This is a genomic window from Janthinobacterium sp. FW305-128, assembly GCF_020858135.1.
In the GTDB taxonomy this organism is placed as follows: domain Bacteria; phylum Pseudomonadota; class Gammaproteobacteria; order Burkholderiales; family Burkholderiaceae_D; genus Janthinobacterium.
Genome location: NZ_JACYMK010000007.1, coordinates 297,186 through 314,095 on the forward strand (window position 1 = coordinate 297,186; position 16,910 = coordinate 314,095).

14 protein-coding genes are annotated in these 16,910 nt (G+C 63.0%); 6 read left to right on the forward strand and 8 right to left on the reverse strand.

From position 1 onward, the window contains the following. The first annotated feature begins 27 nt into the window (after positions 1-27). Positions 28-954, forward strand: a complete 927-nt coding sequence (locus tag IGS60_RS16840) for an ADP-ribosylglycohydrolase family protein (protein ID WP_230505580.1) — start codon at positions 28-30, stop codon at positions 952-954. Here the strand turns inward: IGS60_RS16840 and IGS60_RS16845 are convergent. The 4 genes from IGS60_RS16845 to trpS all read right to left on the reverse strand — a co-directional run bounded on the left by IGS60_RS16845 (position 951) and on the right by trpS (position 5,754). Further along, positions 951-1,682, reverse strand: coding sequence for a bifunctional 2-polyprenyl-6-hydroxyphenol methylase/3-demethylubiquinol 3-O-methyltransferase UbiG (locus tag IGS60_RS16845; RefSeq protein WP_230505581.1), 732 nt, complete (start codon positions 1,680-1,682; stop codon positions 951-953). The genes IGS60_RS16840 and IGS60_RS16845 overlap by 4 nt on opposite strands. Further along, entirely contained in the window at positions 1,679-2,920 is a 1,242-nt protein-coding gene (locus IGS60_RS16850) for a voltage-gated chloride channel family protein (RefSeq protein ID WP_230505582.1), read from the reverse strand. The genes IGS60_RS16845 and IGS60_RS16850 overlap by 4 nt, the downstream gene beginning before the upstream one ends. A 35-nt stretch (positions 2,921-2,955) precedes the next feature. Then, on the reverse strand, positions 2,956-4,545 hold the full coding sequence (locus IGS60_RS16855) for a pyridoxal-dependent decarboxylase (RefSeq protein WP_230505583.1): 1,590 nt from the start codon (positions 4,543-4,545) through the stop codon (positions 2,956-2,958). A gap of 132 nt (positions 4,546-4,677) precedes the next feature. Next, positions 4,678-5,754, reverse strand: a complete 1,077-nt coding sequence (gene trpS / locus IGS60_RS16860; RefSeq protein ID WP_230505584.1) for a tryptophan--tRNA ligase — start codon at positions 5,752-5,754, stop codon at positions 4,678-4,680. A 316-nt stretch (positions 5,755-6,070) separates the two neighbouring features. On the opposite strand from trpS, the gene IGS60_RS16865 reads away from it, so the two are divergent. Beyond that, on the forward strand, positions 6,071-8,014 hold the full coding sequence (locus IGS60_RS16865) for a CocE/NonD family hydrolase (RefSeq protein WP_230505585.1): 1,944 nt from the start codon (positions 6,071-6,073) through the stop codon (positions 8,012-8,014). Here the strand turns inward: IGS60_RS16865 and IGS60_RS16870 are convergent. The 4 genes from IGS60_RS16870 to IGS60_RS16885 all read right to left on the reverse strand — a co-directional run bounded on the left by IGS60_RS16870 (position 8,011) and on the right by IGS60_RS16885 (position 11,851). Further along, entirely contained in the window at positions 8,011-8,868 is an 858-nt protein-coding gene (locus IGS60_RS16870; protein ID WP_230505586.1) for a DMT family transporter, read from the reverse strand. The genes IGS60_RS16865 and IGS60_RS16870 overlap by 4 nt on opposite strands. Before the next feature lie 7 nt (positions 8,869-8,875). Next, positions 8,876-9,697, reverse strand: coding sequence for an ABC transporter substrate-binding protein (locus tag IGS60_RS16875; RefSeq protein WP_121669211.1), 822 nt, complete (start codon positions 9,695-9,697; stop codon positions 8,876-8,878). A 100-nt stretch (positions 9,698-9,797) separates the two neighbouring features. Then, a complete protein-coding gene (locus IGS60_RS16880) occupies positions 9,798-11,081 on the reverse strand; it encodes a TCR/Tet family MFS transporter (protein ID WP_230505587.1) in 1,284 nt (427 codons plus the stop codon). A 119-nt stretch (positions 11,082-11,200) separates the two neighbouring features. Continuing rightward, entirely contained in the window at positions 11,201-11,851 is a 651-nt protein-coding gene (locus tag IGS60_RS16885; protein WP_230505588.1) for an HD domain-containing protein, read from the reverse strand. 179 nt (positions 11,852-12,030) lie between these two features. Here IGS60_RS16885 and IGS60_RS16890 point away from each other — a divergent pair, with 179 nt between their 5' ends. The 4 genes from IGS60_RS16890 to IGS60_RS16905 all read left to right on the forward strand — a co-directional run bounded on the left by IGS60_RS16890 (position 12,031) and on the right by IGS60_RS16905 (position 16,897). After that, positions 12,031-12,567 (forward strand): energy transducer TonB, encoded by a 537-nt coding sequence (locus tag IGS60_RS16890; protein WP_230505589.1) that lies wholly within the window; start codon positions 12,031-12,033, stop codon positions 12,565-12,567. Between the two features lie 202 nt (positions 12,568-12,769). Next, the gene (locus IGS60_RS16895) at positions 12,770-13,261 is read left to right on the forward strand and encodes a chemotaxis protein CheW (protein ID WP_034752308.1); all 492 of its coding nucleotides are present in this window, start codon (positions 12,770-12,772) and stop codon (positions 13,259-13,261) included. Between the two features lie 281 nt (positions 13,262-13,542). After that, the gene (locus IGS60_RS16900; RefSeq protein WP_230505590.1) at positions 13,543-15,177 is read left to right on the forward strand and encodes a methyl-accepting chemotaxis protein; all 1,635 of its coding nucleotides are present in this window, start codon (positions 13,543-13,545) and stop codon (positions 15,175-15,177) included. A gap of 82 nt (positions 15,178-15,259) precedes the next feature. Continuing rightward, positions 15,260-16,897, forward strand: coding sequence for a methyl-accepting chemotaxis protein (locus IGS60_RS16905; RefSeq protein WP_230505591.1), 1,638 nt, complete (start codon positions 15,260-15,262; stop codon positions 16,895-16,897). Positions 16,898-16,910 lie beyond the last annotated feature (13 nt).

Here is a 16,910-nt window from a genome sequence, read left to right on the forward strand (position 1 = left end):
TGGCCAGCCAGGAATCCACGGAGAATCATGATGACGTCAACTTTGCACAAACCAACCTTACACAAGCGCTATCTGGGCGCCTTGCTGGGACTTGCCTGCGGCGATGCCGTCGGCACGACCGTGGAATTTTCTCCACGCGGCAGCTTTGTGCCGGTGACGGGCATGACTGGCGGCGGTCCGTTCGGCTTGCAGCCGGGACAATGGACCGACGATACGTCGATGGCGCTGTGCCTGGCCGAAAGCCTGGTCCAGAAGGGGGCGTTCGATGCGGCGGACCAGATGGTGCGGTACTTGAACTGGTGGCAATGGGGCTACCTGAGTTCCACCGGCACCTGCTTCGATATCGGCGGCACGGTAAGGAGCGCGCTGGCCAGTTTCCAAGAGACGGGCAATCCCTGGAGCGGCTCCGCCGCGCCTGACACGGCGGGCAATGGGTCGCTCATGCGCCTGGTCCCCGTCGTGCTGTTTGCCTATCCCGATGCCGAAGCGGCCATGGCCTGCGCTGCCGACAGTTCCCGCACCACTCACGCGGCGCCGGAAGCCGTCGAAAGCTGCCAGCTGCTCGCCGCCTTGCTGTGCAGCGCGCTGGCGGGCACGGCGAAAGACGCGCTGCTGGACAGCATTGCGTTCCGGCCTGCGGAACCGAAGCTGGTGGAGCTGGCCAGCGGCAGTTTTCTCGCCAAAACGGAGCAGCAGATACGCGGCACCGGTTATTGCGTGGAATCGCTGGAAGCGGCGCTCTGGTGCTTCTTCCATACCGACTCACTGGAAGCGGCGGTATTGCGCGCTGTCAATCTGGGCGAAGATGCCGATACGACCGGCGCCATCGTCGGCCAGCTTGCCGGCGCCTATTATGGCGCCCAGGCGATTCCCCCGCTATGGCTGGATGCGCTGGCCATGCGCGACGATATCGAGGAACTGGCGGGCAAATTGTTCGAGCGGGCCAGGGACTAGCGCAGGCTGCAGCCCACCAGCAGCAGCATCGGCCGCTCGCGCTCTTCCGCCAGGGCCGGCTGCTGCGCCACCTGCGCATCTGTCGGCCCCCATTCTTCCACGTGTTCCAGCTGGAAACCTGCCCGCAGCAGCGCATTGATGGTCGTGCCCAGGGTGCGGTGCTGCTTGATCACGCCGGGCGCCAGCCAGTCCGACACGCGCGGACCTTGCTGCTGGTAGCTGTCGACGGGCCAGCGCTTGCGGCCCTGTCCATCCGTCAGCCAGCCAGGCTGGCGCGGCGCCATGAAGATCGGGTGCTCAATGGAAAACACCAGCTTGCCGCCCGGCTTCAAGCCGTGGCGGATGGCGGCCAGCAAGGTGGCGAAACCTTCGACGTAGTGCAAGGCGAGCGAGCTGTAGATCAGGTCGTAGCCGGCTGGCGGCAAGGCCAGTTGTTCCAGATCAAGCCGGGCATAGCTGACAGCCGCATGTTCTCCCATGCCGCCCGCCTGCGCCAGCATCTTTTCCGACACGTCCACGCCCAATACCCGCGCCGCGCCCTGTTCTGCCGCCCAGCGGCAGAACCAGCCATAGCCGCAACCCAGGTCGAGTACTTGCATGCCTTGTACGTCTGGCAGCATGGCGCGCAGGGCCGGCCATTCGGGCGCGCTGTCGAGGCCGCCGATGGAGCGGGGCAGCTGGCTGTAGGCCGTGAAAAAGGCGTCGTTGTCGTAGATATTTTGTGTCATGGTTCAAGATCCTGGTGGGCGCTGCGCTTGGCATGTCCGCCCCGCTGCGCCCTGTAAATGCCAGCGTGGCCGGAAAACAGGTAGGCCACGACGCAGGCGATGGCTGCGTACACGCCGATCTCGGCGCCGAACAGCTCCATCGCCATCAGGGTCGAGGCGATCGGCGTGTTGGCGGCGCCCGCGAACACGGCGACGAAGCCGATGGCGGCCAGCAGAGCGAAGGGCTGGTGCAGCAGCGGCCCCAGCGCATTGCCCAGGGTCGCGCCGATGAAGAACAATGGCGTCACTTCGCCGCCCTTGAAGCCGGTGCCCAATGACACGATGGTGAACGCCATCTTGCCGAGGAAATCGTATGCAGGCAGCGGTTCCTTCAGCGCGTCGACGATGGTGGGAATGCCCAGGCCGATATATTTGTCGGTGCCCAGCAGCCACACGGCGATGGCGACGGCGAGGCCGCCCGCCAGCGGACGCAGCGGGGCGTAGGCAATCTTGCGCTTCATCAGTGCGCTCAAGCCGTGCGTGGCTTGCGCAAACAGTTTACCGGTCACGCCGAACAGCACGCCCGCGATCACCATGGCGGATAAAGTCCAGGCGGAGAGGGCGGGGATCAAGGGCACGGCGTAATGCGTATGCTGAACGCCCCACTGCAAGCCTACCTGATCGGCGATGACGGCGGCGGCCAGGCAGGGCAGCATGGCTTCATAGCGCAGGCGGCCGATGGCCAGCACTTCCAGGCCGAAGATGGCGCCCGCCAGCGGCGTGCCGAAGACGGAGGCAAAGCCGGCGCTGATGCCGGCCATCAGGATGATGCGGCGGTCTTCATTGTTCAGGCGAAACATGCGCGTGAGCTGGTCGGCCAGCGCGCCGCCCATCTGCACGGCCGTGCCTTCGCGCCCGACGGAGGCGCCGAACAGATGCGAGATGACGGTGGCGCCCAGCACCAGCGGCGCCATGCGCAGCGGAATGATTTTTTTCGGATCGTGGATTTCATCGATGAGCAGGTTCGCGCCGCCCTCGACACTGCTGCCGTAGCGCAGATACAGCCAGCCGACGGCAAAGCCCGCCACGGGCAGCAGCCAGATCAGCCAGGCGTGCGCCAGGCGCGTCGCGGTTGCCCATTCAAGGGCGAACAGGAAACCGGCCGAGGCGGTGCCAGCCAGCACGGCCACGACAAAGGCCAGCAGCAGCCATTTCAACAGATGCTGCAGCAGATCGGTGAGGGCGCTCAGGCGGTGCATCGGTCATCCAGTCATGGGCGATGGGTGGGTGTTTCTTACAGGCCCAGTTCCGCCACCAGCGCCTGGCCGATGGCCCGCTGTTCGGCCAAAATGGCGCGCAGGTGGTGGGGGCGCGTCTTGACATTCGTCATGACCACGCGCAATACATTCGTCGGGCCAGGGTAGCGCGTCGATTCCAGGACCGTGCGCGACACAAAACTGTGGCCTTGCGCCTTTTGGCGGTTTTGCAGCTTGGCGTTCAAGGTGTTCAGTTGCTTGTTCAGCTCGGTCGCCGCCTCGACCTGTCCGCCGGCCAGCAGGCTGTCCATGCGCTGGCGCAAGGGCGCGGGCACGTAGCGGTAGGTCAGAATGAAGGTGTCGGAGCGCGTGACGAGTTCGAAATCCTGCTGGTCGGCCAACAAGTCCTGCAACTGGCCGGACAGGGTGGCCGCCTGCTGCAGCAAGGTCGTGTAGCCGGACACGCCCAGCACCTTGAACGAGGTCCACAGTTTCAAGGCGTCGAAGCGGCGCGAGCCTTCCAGCGAGGTCTGGCCCAGGTCGCCCGAATTGTCGCGCAAGATGTAGTTGGCGTTGTGCTTCAGCAGGTTCAGGCTGGCGCCATCCTTGAACAGCACCATGCTTTGCGCCATCGGCACCCACAGCAATTTATGCCCGTCGATGACGACGGAGTCGGCCAGGGCGATGCCGTCATACAGCGGGCGGTACTGTTCCGCGATCAGCAGGGCGCCGCCCCAGGCCGCATCCACGTGGAACCAGATGTTTTCCCGCGCGGCAATCGCCGCCATGGCGGCCAGCGGATCGATGGCGCCCGTTTCCGTCGTGCCGGCGATGCCGATCATGGCGACGACCTTGATCTTGCGCGACTTCAAGTCGGCAATCGTCGCTTCCAGCGCCTGGATGTCGATGCGGTTGTCGCGGTCGACGGCCACCAGGTGCAGGGCGTTTTCGCCGAGGCCCAAAGTCGCCAGCGCCTTTTTCACGGAATAATGGCTGCGGGCCGAACCGATCACGGCCAGTCCCGCGTAGCCGGATTCTTGCATGGCGGCAAACAAACCGCGCTTGCGCGTGCCGGGCAATTGTTTTTCCAGCGCCACGGCCAGCGCCGTCAGGTTGCCCATGGTGCCGCCATTGACGACATTGCCCAGCGCGCCGCTGGTGGCGGCCATGGCCTGCGCATAGACGGCGTCCGGCTGCTGGTACACCTGGCGGTGCAGCCAGCCCAGGATCTGCTTTTCGATCAGGGTCGATACGTACGCCGTCTCGATCTTGACCTGGTTCTGGTTCAGGGTGGCCGTAAACGCTTCGGCCAGTACGCTGATCCAGGGCAAGGCCTGCGTCATGTGGCCGATGTATTGCGGATGGTTCAGCTGGGCCGTATTGGCCAGCACGGTGGTGTCGAGCTCCTGCAGGAATTGCGCCACGGGCATGCCGTGCGCGGGCAGGCAAGTGTCGGACAGCTGCGTCAGCAGTTCCGCGTACGGCGTGTGCGGATACGGTTCGGCGCGTTCGGCCGCCAGCCAGCCGCCCAGCATGCGCAAGGCCTGCTGCAAGGGCGCGGGTGCCTGCTGTAGCGCATCGATGGAAAAATGCTGCCGCAGCAGCTGTTCGATAGGGGTCTCGGTCATGGCGCGTTGTCTTCTCTACGGATTGCTGGTGCCACGGAGACAAACGAATTGCGCCCAGGCGGAAGCGGGATTTTACCCGACTCCGCCTGAGCGCATCAGTTTGCTATATCAGTTTGCTATTGCTGCGGGCGATCAGAAGTAGTTGAGGCCCAGCGCCGACTTGACTTCGTCGGCCGTGCGGGCCGCCACTTCGCGCGCCTTGAAGGTGCCTTCCTTGAGCATCTGGATGACTTGTCCCTTGTCCTTGGCGAACTCTTCGCGGCGGGCGCGGATCGGCGCCAGCATTTCCTGCAAGACCACGTCCAGGCGCTTCTTGACGATGCTGTCGCCCAGGCCGCCGCGCACGTAATGGGCTTTCATTTCGGCCAGTGCCGCTTTTTCCGGATCGAACGCGTCCAGGTAAGTAAACGCGATGTTGCCTTCCAGGTGGCCCGGGTCTTCCACGCGCAGGTGCAGCGGGTCCGTATAGACTTTTTTCACGGCAGCCGTGATTTCGGCCGGGGTCGCGCCCAGGTTGATGGTGTTGCCCAGCGACTTGCTCATCTTCGCCTTGCCGTCGATGCCGGGCAGGCGGCCGATGTCCGGCACCAGCGCCTTGCATTCCATCAGCACTTCGCGGTTGTACATGCGGTTGAAGCGGCGCACGATTTCATTCGTCTGCTCGATCATGGGGATCTGGTCTTCGCCCACGGGCACCACGCCCGCCTTGAAGGCCGTGATGTCGGCCGCCTGGCTGGCCGGGTAGGTCAAGAAACCGGCTGGAATGTCGCGCTCGAAGCCGCGCAGGCGGATTTCTTCCTTGACGGTGGGATTGCGCTCGAGGCGCGCCACAGTGACGATGTTCAGGTAGTAAAAGGTCAGCTCGGCCAGTTCGGGAATCTGCGACTGGATGAAGACCGTGGTCTTGCTCGGGTCGATGCCGACGGCGAGGTAGTCGAGCGCCACTTCGACGACATTGCGGTGCACCTTGTCGATGTCTTCCATATTGTCCGTCAGCGCTTGCGCGTCGGCCAGCATGATGAATTGCTTGTAGTTGTTCTGGTAGCGGACGCGGTCGCGCAGGCTGCCCACGTAGTGACCCAGGTGCAGGGGGCCGGTCGGGCGGTCGCCCGTCAGGATCACGGATTGCGACGCGATGGCGGCGGGCGACAGCGGTGCTGCCGGGGCGTCGTTCTGGTCTTGGGTATCTGGGGTGTTAGGCAAGCTCATCAAGTTTCCTTTTGAGCCGCCTGCATCGGGGATGATCCAGGCTGAGCCTGTTACGCCACCGATCGAGGCGGCGTGGATCAAATTCACATCACTATAGAGTGGCCGCGCGAAAGTGAGCGGGACCACCAATTCAAGCAGGCGTGTTGTGACGGGATAAATTTCATGGCGTTATGGTTGCAGTTCGGGCGCGTTCTGTCAAGTTGCGTGCCCATATATCTGCTGCGCTGCGTCAGAGGCTAGCCTATTGTGGAACTTGCTTTCCGGGTACTATTGCCATTCGGCCACTTTTGCGTGGCATGAATCATTGGAGAACAGTATGCGCGTGTCGTCCCCCGTCCGGCTCACCGGCCTGGCTTTTGTTATCAGTTCCTTGTTTGCAGTACCGGCGATGGCGCAAACGCCGCCGATGACGCCCGATATCGGCGCCAAGCTGGTGCTGCCCGATATGAATGATTACGTCAAGCGCGTGGTGATGATCCCCATGCGCGACGGCGTCAAGCTGTACACGGTGATCGTCGTGCCGAAAGACGCCAAGCGGGCGCCCATCATGCTCACGCGCACGCCTTACAACGCGGCCCGCCGCGCCCAGCGCGCCACCAGCGCCAGCATGCTGGCCACCTTGCCGCAGGGCGACGACACCCTGGTGGAAAATGGCTACATCCGCGTCTTCCAGGACGTGCGCGGCAAGCATGGCTCGGAAGGCGATTACGTGATGACGCGCCCCGTGCGCGGCCCGCTGAACAATACCAAGGTCGATAACGTGACCGATGCGTGGGACACCATCGAGTGGCTGTCGAAAAATATTCCGGAAAGCAATGGCAAGGTGGGCATGCTCGGTTCCTCATATGAGGGACATACGGTGCTGATGGCCCTGGTCGACCCGCATCCGGCGCTGAAGGTGGCCATTCCCATGAGCGCCATGGTCGACGGCTGGCGCGGCGACGACTGGTTCCACAACGGCGCCTTCCGCATGCCGAGCTTGTCTTACCTGGCGTGGCAGACGAGCGTGCGCGGCAGCGGTGAGGCGCCCGTGCTGGGCGTCTACGACGACTACGACGCGTATCTGCGCATCGGCTCGGCCGGTGATTTTGCGAAGAAATTTGGCATCGACAAGCTGACCTATACGAAAAAGCTGTTCGAACACCCGGCCTACGACAGTTACTGGCAGGAACAGGCGCTCGATAAAATCCTGGCCAAGCGTCCGCTGATCGTGCCCACCATGCACGTGGTGGGGCAGTGGGACCAGGAAGACATCTATGGCCCCTACGCCACCTACGCGGCGATGGAAGGGCGCGACAAGCACAACAACCTCAATTACCTGGCCATCGGCCCGTGGCGTCACAGCGGCGTCAACTATGACGGTTCCAGCCTGGGCGCCCTGAAGTTTGACGGCGATACGGCGCGCCAGTTCCGCGAAAAAGTCATGCAGCCATTCCTCAATCAATACCTGAAGGATGGCGCGCCGGAAGCGAACACGGCGCCCGTCGTGTCCTATCAGAGCGGCACGAACCAATGGCAGCGCCTGCAGCAGTGGCCGCTGGCTTGCGAGACCTGCGACACGAAATTGACGCCGATCTACCTGCAGGACGGTTCCAGGCTGGGCTTTGCGGCGCCATCGGGCGCTGCGGATGCGGCGCAAGGCGCGTTCGACGAATACGTGGCCGATCCCGCCAAACCCGTGCCTTTCGTGCCCCGTCCCGTGCGCCTCGCCGATGGCGACGTGTGGAAGCCATGGCTGGTCAGCGACCAGCGCGGCTATGCGGACCGCACGGACGTGCTCAGCTATGTTTCGGAACCGTTGAAAACGGCCGTGCGCATCGCCGGCGCACCGATGGTCAACCTGTTCGCGGCCACCAGCGGCACGGATGCCGACTGGGTGGTGAAACTGATCGACGTGTATCCGGACGAAGTACCGTCGCAGCCGGCCATGGGCGGCTACCAGCTGGGGGTGGCCATGGATATCTTCCGCGGCCGTTACCGCGACAGCTTCGAGCACCCGACGCCGATACCGGCGGGCAAAGTGGAGCGCTACCGCTTCGCCTTGCCGAACGCGAATCACGTCTTCCTGCCCGGCCACCGCATTGCCGTGCAAGTACAGTCGAGCTGGTTCCCGCTGTACGACCGCAACCCGCAAAACTACGTGCCGAATATCTTCCTGGCCCAGCCAGGCGATTACAAGAAGGCGACGCAGCGCGTGTACCACGCGGCAGGGGCGGCCAGCGCCATCGAGTTGCCTATCGCGCCGCTCGACGCCCGCTAGGCGATGCGCATCAAGACCGCTCCCGCCGCGATCAGGCCGATGGCCAGGTAGCGGCGGGGGCTGATTTTTTCGCGCAGGAACAGGGCCGCAATGGCGATGGCGAACAAAATCGACGTTTCGCGCAGGGCCGCGATGGCGGCCACGGGCGCCTGCGTCATGGCCCACAGGGCCAGGCCATACGAGGCCAGGGTGCCGAAACCGCCGAAGGCGGCCAAACGCCATTGCGTTTGCGCATAAGCAAGCAGGCCGGCGCGGCGGCGCAGCACCGTCCACAGCAGCAGTCCCGTGCCGTTCAAGACGAAAATCCACATGGTGTAGGCGGCCGGCGCGCCGGACAGGCGCACGCCGATGCCGTCGATCAGGGTATAGCTGGCGATGACGCAGGCGTTGCCCAGTGCAAAGGCGGTGGCGCTTCCCGTGTTTTTCGCGGCGATGGCCGTGGCGGGCCGGCGCGCGGCAATATACAGGCCGAGGATGCCCGCGCAGATGCAGGCAATGGCGCCCATTTGCATGGAAGACAGGCGCTCGCCGATCAGCGGCCAGCTGGCCAGCGCCACGATCAGCGGGGCGCTGCCGCGCATCAAGGGATAGGCATGGCTCATGTCGCCCGCCTTGTAGGCGGCCGCCAGCAGAGAATAATAGGCGAGCTGCGCCACGGCCGAGGCGGCCAGGTAGGGCCAGCTGGCGGGCGCGGGAGCATCGACGAAGGGCAGGATTGCCAGCGAGATCAGGGCCGCGCCTACGGAGACGAGCACGGTCGTGAGGAAGGTATCCTTGCCCGACTTGACGATGGCATTCCAGCTGGCATGCAGCAGGGCGGCAAACAGGACGACGGCGACGACGAAACCGGACATGCAGGCCTTAGCGCGGGCGTATGCTCTGCGACAACAGCTCCTGGCGGTGATGGCGCTGGAAGCCTTCCATCAGGGTGCCCGAGCGGCTGGCTTTTTCCAGCAGTTCGCGCAGGGCCGCCTGGTCATCCGCCGTCAGCGATTTGCGCGACAGGTAGACGCCGCTCATGCCCCACGGCAATTCCGGCAAGGCTTCCAGGCGCAGGCGGTCGGCCAGGCCGTACACGCGCGCATCGTTTTGCGCCACGCCGGCCAGGATGGTGGGGCTCATGATCGTGGCGTCGATGAAGCCGCTTTGCATCAGGCGCGCCACGGACAGCGCATCGACCTCGTAGAACAGGCGGCCCTGGCTGCTCAGTTCCTTGGCCAGCGCCTGGTAAGAGGCGCCATAGTCGTAGCCGCGCACGAGCGCCACGCGCAAGTCGCGCCGCTCAAGCAATTCCTGCATGGTGTTGATGGGCGCGCGCGCGCCTTGCAGCGAGATCAGCAGGGGCCGGTTGCCCATCAAGGGGATGAACAGGCCGTGCTGGTCGCGCCGCGGCGTGCTGCTGGCGGGAATCAGCATATCGGCCTTGCCCGCCTCGAACATCGCCTCCAGGCGCGCACGGGGCACGGCCGTGAAGATGAAATTGCAGCCGAGCTTGGCGCCCATGCTACGCAGCAAGTCGGGGTAGATGCCGCCGATGGCGGCGCCATTGACCACCACGCTGGCGCCGATGGCCGAGACGGGCACCTGGATGTCGCGCGAGCATTGCGCGCCCGCCAGGGTCGGCAGCGCCAGCGCCAGCATGGCCACGGTCCGGCGCCAGGCGCTGGAATAAAAGTCAGTCATACCCATCCTTGCTCACCATCGAATCGCGGGCGTCGGCAACGTCCGCTTGATTATCCCATTCTCGCCTATCTATTTCTCAAATGCAATATTATCCTGCCGACTACTTTGTGGTGGAAACCGCAAGTCTGGCCAGGCGCTGCGCCTGGAAGTAGCGCCAGGCCACCACGATGCCCAGGGTTTGCATGATGGCGCACAGATAGAAGGTGCTGCCGATGCGCCAGTCCTGTGCTGGCAAGTGGCTCACCTCGCCGAGGATCATGCTGCCGAGCAAAGGCATGATGATGATGCCCAGGCTGCTGATCGATTGCAGGGAGCCCATCAGTTCACCCTGTTCGCCGGCGTTCGATGATTTCGAGATGATGCCCTGCAGGGCCGGACCGGCGGCAAAGGCCAGCAGGTTGCACAGGATCAGCGCATACATCATCCAGCCCTGCGTCGCCAGCCCGTACAGCAGGTAGGTGAGGGCGCCGGAGGCCATGCCCAGCAGGGACAAACGCACTTCGCCGAAGCGCTTGATGAGGATGCCCAGCAAGCCCGCCTGCACGACGGCCGCGCACAGGCCCACGCAGAACATGGCGATGCCGTTCTGGCGCGGCGTCCAGTCGAAGCGGAAATGCGTGTACAGCACCCACGTGGTGTTGAGCATCATTTGCGCAAACGTCATCAGGCCGAAGGCCAGTACCAGACCGCGGATCTCCACGCGGCGCACCAGTTTCAGCAGGGCGGCAAACGGGTTGATGCGCGCCCAGGTAAAGGGCGCGCGGGGACCGGGCTGCAGCGATTCGGGCACGCAGAAATAGCCGTAGAGGAAATTGGCCGCCGACAGGCCGGCCGCCACGTAAAACGGCAGGCGCAGATTGACCTCGCCCAGCAGGCCGCCCAGCATGGGCCCGCAGATGAAGCCCAGGCCGAAGGCGGCGCCGATCTTGCCGAAACTCTTGGCACGGTTGTCGTGCGTGGAAATATCGGAGGCGTAGGCGGACGCGACCGACATGCTGGCCGACGAGACGCCGCCGATGATGCGGCCGATGAACAGGCTGGCCAGGTTCGGCGCCCAGCCCGTGGCGAGAAAGTTGATGCCCATGCCGGCCATCGAGTACAGCAGCACGGGACGGCGTCCCACGCGGTCGCTGATGGCGCCCAGCATGGGCATGAAGATGAACTGCAGCAAGCCGAAGACGGCCGCCATGATGCCGTACCAGAATGCCTGCGCATCCTTGCCGTCGACAAAGTCGCCGATCAGGATGGGCAGCACGGGCACCACCAGGCCGATGCCCAGCATGTCGATGAAGACGCAGACGAGGATGAAATTGAGATTGCCGGCGCGCGCGGGCGCGGCGGGCGAGGACGGGGAATGGCTGTCGGGGCTGGTTTTATCGGACATGCATGCTTTCGGCGCGTTGGCATCGCGCCGGCGCGTTACAGGATGCTGCTGACGCGCGGCGCGATAGCTGAGGCTTGCATTATAGACAGCATGCGCGTTGCTGGCTATCGCCGCCAAGCTTATGCGCCCATTCCCCATTCGTCGGCAAAGGCGGCGCGGAAATCCGTCAGCACGGCCAGGCGCTGTTCGGCCAGCGCGCGGCCCGCCGCCGTCTGCATCTTGCCGGGCAGCTTGTCGAGCTTGGTGACGATATGGTCGAGTGCGTAGGCCTTGTCGTCGAGCGGGCGATGCGCTGCCAGCGGATCCGTGCCATGCGCCAGCGCGCTATCCATGCGCGCAGCCGTGTAGAACAGGCGCGCCAGTCCCACGGCGCCCAGCGCGTCGATACGGTCGGCATCCTGCACGATCTGCGCTTCGATCGTGTGCGGCGTCAAGTTGGCGGAAAAACTGTGCGTCTCGATGGCGTGGCCCACGCCGGCCAGTTTTTCTGGTGGAAAATCCAGTTCCGTCAGCTGGCGGCAAGCCAGCGCGGCCGCCTGGCGCGAGGCCAGATGGCGCTCGGGGTGGTTTTTCGGCAGGTTGATCAGGTCGTGCAGATAGCAGGCAGCCATCACGGTGAGGGCGTCGGCCTGCGCATATTCCTGCAGCAGAACGCTGGCATTGCGCCAGACGCGGTGCAGGTGGTTGATGTCGTGGGCGCTGTCATCGCCCAGGCCGGCCGAGGCCAGCGCCAGCAGGCGTGGCTGCCATTGGGAAAGCAAAGAATGCATGGTTCACTATCATAAAAAGCGGGGGGCGCCAGTGTGGCATAAAACGTGCGCACGCAACTATCCATTGCTCTAATGGTATTTGCTTTTTTATTTACTTCTGAGCAGAATGCGCGTCTTGGGGTTTTATTGCCCATCAGATATTTTTTTAAAACAATCATTCCACATTGAAAAGGATGCTCATGCACCGTTATTGGCTGATATTCGGTTTGTTACTTGCCTGCGGTCACGCGGCCACCTGGGCCCAGGAAGCTCCCCGCTATACCTTGACAGAGGATATGGCGCAAACAGGCACAGTCATTAAACACAAGGGTGTGAAGGCCGGTATTCCCTTGAATTACAGCTATGCGCAACTCAGTGAGGAGCAGAAGCTTGCCGTACGGGATCAGTACGAAGGCATGCCGGCCACAGACGAGCCTCCCTATCCGCTCAAGGGCTTAGCACCTTTCTTGCGTGAAGTGTACGCGGCGCAGCGCATCTTGCAGGTGCGGGGCCAACTGGTGCTGGCGGTGCAGGTAAATAGCAAGGGGGAAGGCAAGGAAGTGGCCATCTTCGAGTCTCCGGACGACAAGATGGCGAACTTCGCCGCGGCTGCCGCCATCAAGCAGCGCTACAAGCCGGGGCTGTGCGGCGGCGTGCCTTGCACCATGGATTTTGTGTATACCGTGACATTCAACCTGCCGTCGAACGAGGAGGGCGGGGAGAGGGCGGCACCATAGCGGCTCGCGCCCAGGCGTGATGCTTTTGCGACAAAGTCAGACAATCGCGGTCCAGCGGAAAGAAGATGCTCTTTTTTAGTGCACTGAAAATTTACATGCGGTAACATTGCCCTATTGCAATTTCAGTGCATTATTTAATAAATTCCATGCGGCGCCCAAGGCTGGCGATCAGGGCGCCCTGCGATATGTCTAAAGGATCACCATGAACACCAATTCCAGCGATACTGGCGCCACCGTTGCCAAGGCTGCCGAATACCTGGCCTTTACCCTGGGCCAGGAAGAATACGGCATCGACATCCAGAAAGTCAGCGAAATCCGCAGCTATGAAACGCCGACCCGCATCGCCAACGCCCCCGAGTTCGTCAAGGGCGTGGTCAACCTGCGCGGCATCATTGTGCCGATCGTCGACATGCGCATCAAGTTCAACCTGGGCACGCCCAGCTATGACCAGTTTACCGTCGTCATCATCCTCAATATCGGCAACCGCGTCGTCGGCATGGTCGTCGACCGCGTTTCCGACGTCACCACCCTGATGCCGGAACAGATCAAGCCGGCGCCGGACATGGGCCGTTCGATCAACACGGAATACGTGATCGGCCTGGGTACCATCGACGAGCGCATGCTGATCCTGGTCGATATCGACCAGCTGATGTCCAGCGCCGACATGGGCCTGATCGAAAAACTCGCAGCCTAGGCCGCCAGGAAAAGTCTGGGACGGCGTTGCATTGCCCCTGAACATTTCCCGACATCCTAATCCGAGAGGGTTTCTTAAAAACAATTGACTCTCGACATTGCTTGGTTTTTCTGCAAGGCGCACGCTAGCGCATTTCCTGGCGCACGGTTCCGCCGAACCGTGCGCCAGTTTCACTTCAGTTTCACTTTTACACCCGCCTTGACACCGCCGCCAGCCAGCGCGCCAAAGGGAAGCCATCAGCCGTGCGGCATGCTGGCATCAGGGCTTTTTAGGATAGTCACATGAATGTATTACGCAACGTCAGCATCGGTGTCCGCCTCGGACTCGGTTTTGCCGTGATTTTGCTGTTTTCCATGCTCATTACGGGCATCAGCGTCTGGCGCCTGCACGACGTGGCCAGCGCCACGCGCGTCATGATGGAGCAGCCGCTGGCGAAGGAGCGCTATATTTCCGACTGGTATGGCCGCATCGACAGCGCCGTGCGCCGCACCATCGCCATTGCCCGCAGCAGCGATACCTCACTCAGCGGTTATTTCGCCGAAGAATCGAAAGTCTCGTCGTCCAGCTCGGCCGAACTGCAAAAGAAAATCGAGGCGCTGATCGACAAGCCAGAGGAAAAAGCCATGTTCGCGGGCTTGCTGGAACAGCGCAAGGTGTATATCGGTTCACGCGACCAGGTCTACAAGCTCAAGGGCGAAGCGCAGGTCGATGCCGCCAATGAAGTGTTTGAAAAGACCTTCGTGCCTGCCGCCGCCAAGTACCAGAAGATGGTGCAGGACTTGCTGGAACACCAGCGCGCCAGCATCGACACGACGGCGCGCGAGATCGACGCCGTCGCCAATACCAGCCGCAACCTGATGCTGGTGCTGGCCGCGCTGGCGCTGGCTTTTGGCGTTGTCTGCGCCTGGGTCTTGACGACCGGCATCGTGCGCCCCCTGCGCACGGCCGTGGACATTGCCCGCAAGGTGGCCGATGGCGACCTGACGGCGCAGATCGACGCCAGCGCCAAGGATGAAACGGGGCAATTGCTGCTGGCCCTGAAGGACATGAACACGAGCCTGCTCAACATTGTGGGCGAAGTGCGCAGCGGCACGGACAGCATCGCCACGTCCTCGACGCAGATTGCCGCCGGCAACCAGGACCTGTCTTCCCGCACGGAAGAGCAGGCCGGTTCCCTGGAAGAAACAGCGTCGTCGATGGAAGAGCTCACTTCCACCGTGAAACAGAATGCGGACAATGCGCGCCAGGCGAACCAGTTGGCGGCCTCGGCGGCGCAAGTGGCCGTCAAGGGCGGCGAAGTCGTGGCGCAGGTGGTGGGCACGATGGAATCGATCAACGCGTCGTCGAACAAGATCGTCGACATCATTTCCGTCATCGACGGCATCGCCTTCCAGACGAATATCTTGGCGCTGAACGCGGCCGTGGAAGCGGCCAGGGCCGGCGAGCAGGGCCGCGGCTTTGCCGTCGTGGCGTCGGAAGTGCGCAACCTGGCGCAGCGCTCGGCCAGCGCCGCGAAAGAGATCAAGACCCTGATCGGCGCGTCCGTCGAGCAAGTCAATGCGGGCAGCATGCTGGTGGCGCAAGCCGGTTCGACCATGAATGACATCGTCGACAGCGTGCAGCGCGTGAGCGACATCATCACGGAAATCACGGCGGCGAGCAGCGAGCAAAGCGTGGGCATCGACGAAATCAACCGGGCCATCGGCCAGATGGATGCCGTCACGCAGCAAAATGCGGCGCTGGTGGAAGAGTCGGCGGCCGCTGCCGAATCGATGCAGCACCAGGCGCATAACCTGGCGCAGGTCGTCAGCGTGTTCAAGCTCAACGGCCAGCAGGCCAGCGGTGCGAACGGTGTCACACATGCGCTGAAACGCCCGGCAGCGCCGCAAACCGCCTTGCGCATCGGCACGCGCTGATGCCGCTGCGGCCGCCCCGTGCGGCCGCTTTCTGCTGTCCCCCTTTTTATATAGTCTGGTTCCGCTTTTTTAGGATATTCACATGAATTTGTTAAGAAACGTCAGTATTGGTGTGCGCCTCGGCCTGGGTTTTGCCGTGATTTTGCTGTTTTCCATGCTGATCACGGGCATCAGCGTGTGGCGTTTGCACGACGTGGCCACGGCCACGCGCACCATGATGGAACTGCCGCTGGCGAAGGAACGCTATATTTCCGACTGGTACGCGAAGATCGACAGCGGCGTGCGCCGCACCACGGCCATCGCGCGCAGCAGCGACACGACCTTGGGCGCGTATTTTGCGGAAGAGGCGAAACAGTCCTCCGTCGTCTCGGGCGAACTGCAAAAGAAAATCGAAGCCTTGATTTCCAGCCCGGAAGAAAAGGAACTGTTCCGCCTGGTGAGCGAACAGCGCAAGGTTTACCTCGATTCACGCGCGCAAGTATCGAAGCTGAAGGCGGATGGACAGGAAGCGGAAGCGGAGAAGGCTTTCCAGGGTATCTTCGTGCCCGGTTCGACGAAATACCTGAAAGTGGTCAACGACATGCTGCAGCACCAGCGCGCCAGCATCGACACGACGGCGCGCGAGATCGACGATGTCGCCAAGACGAGCCGCAACTTGCTGCTGACCCTGGCCGTGCTGGCGCTGGGCTTTGGCGTCGTCTGCGCCTGGTTGCTGACGATGGGCATCGTGCGTCCTCTGCGCACGGCCGTGGATATCGCCCGCAAGGTGGCCGATGGCGACTTGACGGCGCAGATCGATGCCAGCGCCAAGGATGAAACGGGGCAATTGCTGCAAGCGTTGAAGGACATGAACACGAGCCTGCTCAACATCGTCAGCGAAGTGCGTACGGGCACGGACAGCATCGCGACCTCGTCGACGGAAATTGCCGCCGGCAACCAGGACCTGTCTTCCCGCACGGAAGAGCAAGCCGGTTCCCTGGAAGAGACGGCGTCCTCGATGGAAGAATTGACCAGCACCGTGAAGCAGAATGCGGACAATGCGCGCCAGGCGAACCAGTTGGCGGCCTCGGCGGCGCAAGTGGCCGTCAAGGGCGGCGAAGTCGTGGCGCAGGTGGTGGGCACGATGGAATCGATCAACGCGTCGTCGAACAAGATCGTCGACATCATTTCCGTCATCGACGGCATCGCCTTCCAGACGAATATTCTGGCCCTGAATGCGGCTGTGGAAGCGGCACGCGCGGGCGAGCAGGGCCGCGGCTTTGCCGTCGTGGCGTCGGAAGTGCGCAACCTGGCGCAGCGTTCGGCCAGCGCCGCGAAAGAAATCAAGACCCTGATCGGCGCATCCGTGGAGCAAGTCAACGCGGGCAGCATGCTGGTGGCGCAAGCCGGCTCGACCATGAATGACATCGTCGACAGCGTGCAGCGCGTGAGCGACATCATCACGGAAATCACGGCGGCCAGCAGCGAGCAAAGCGTGGGCATCGACGAGATCAACCGGGCCATCGGCCAGATGGATGCCGTCACGCAACAGAATGCGGCGCTGGTGGAAGAATCGGCGGCCGCCGCCGAATCGATGCAGCACCAGGCGCACAACCTGGCGCAGGTCGTCAGCGTGTTCAAATTGAATGGGCAGCAGGCCAGTGTCAGCGGCTTGAAGGGGGCCAAGCGTCCGGCAGCCAAGGTGCCAGCAGAAGCATTGCAGCTCGGCCGCGCCGCCTAAGTTGCTTACCCAG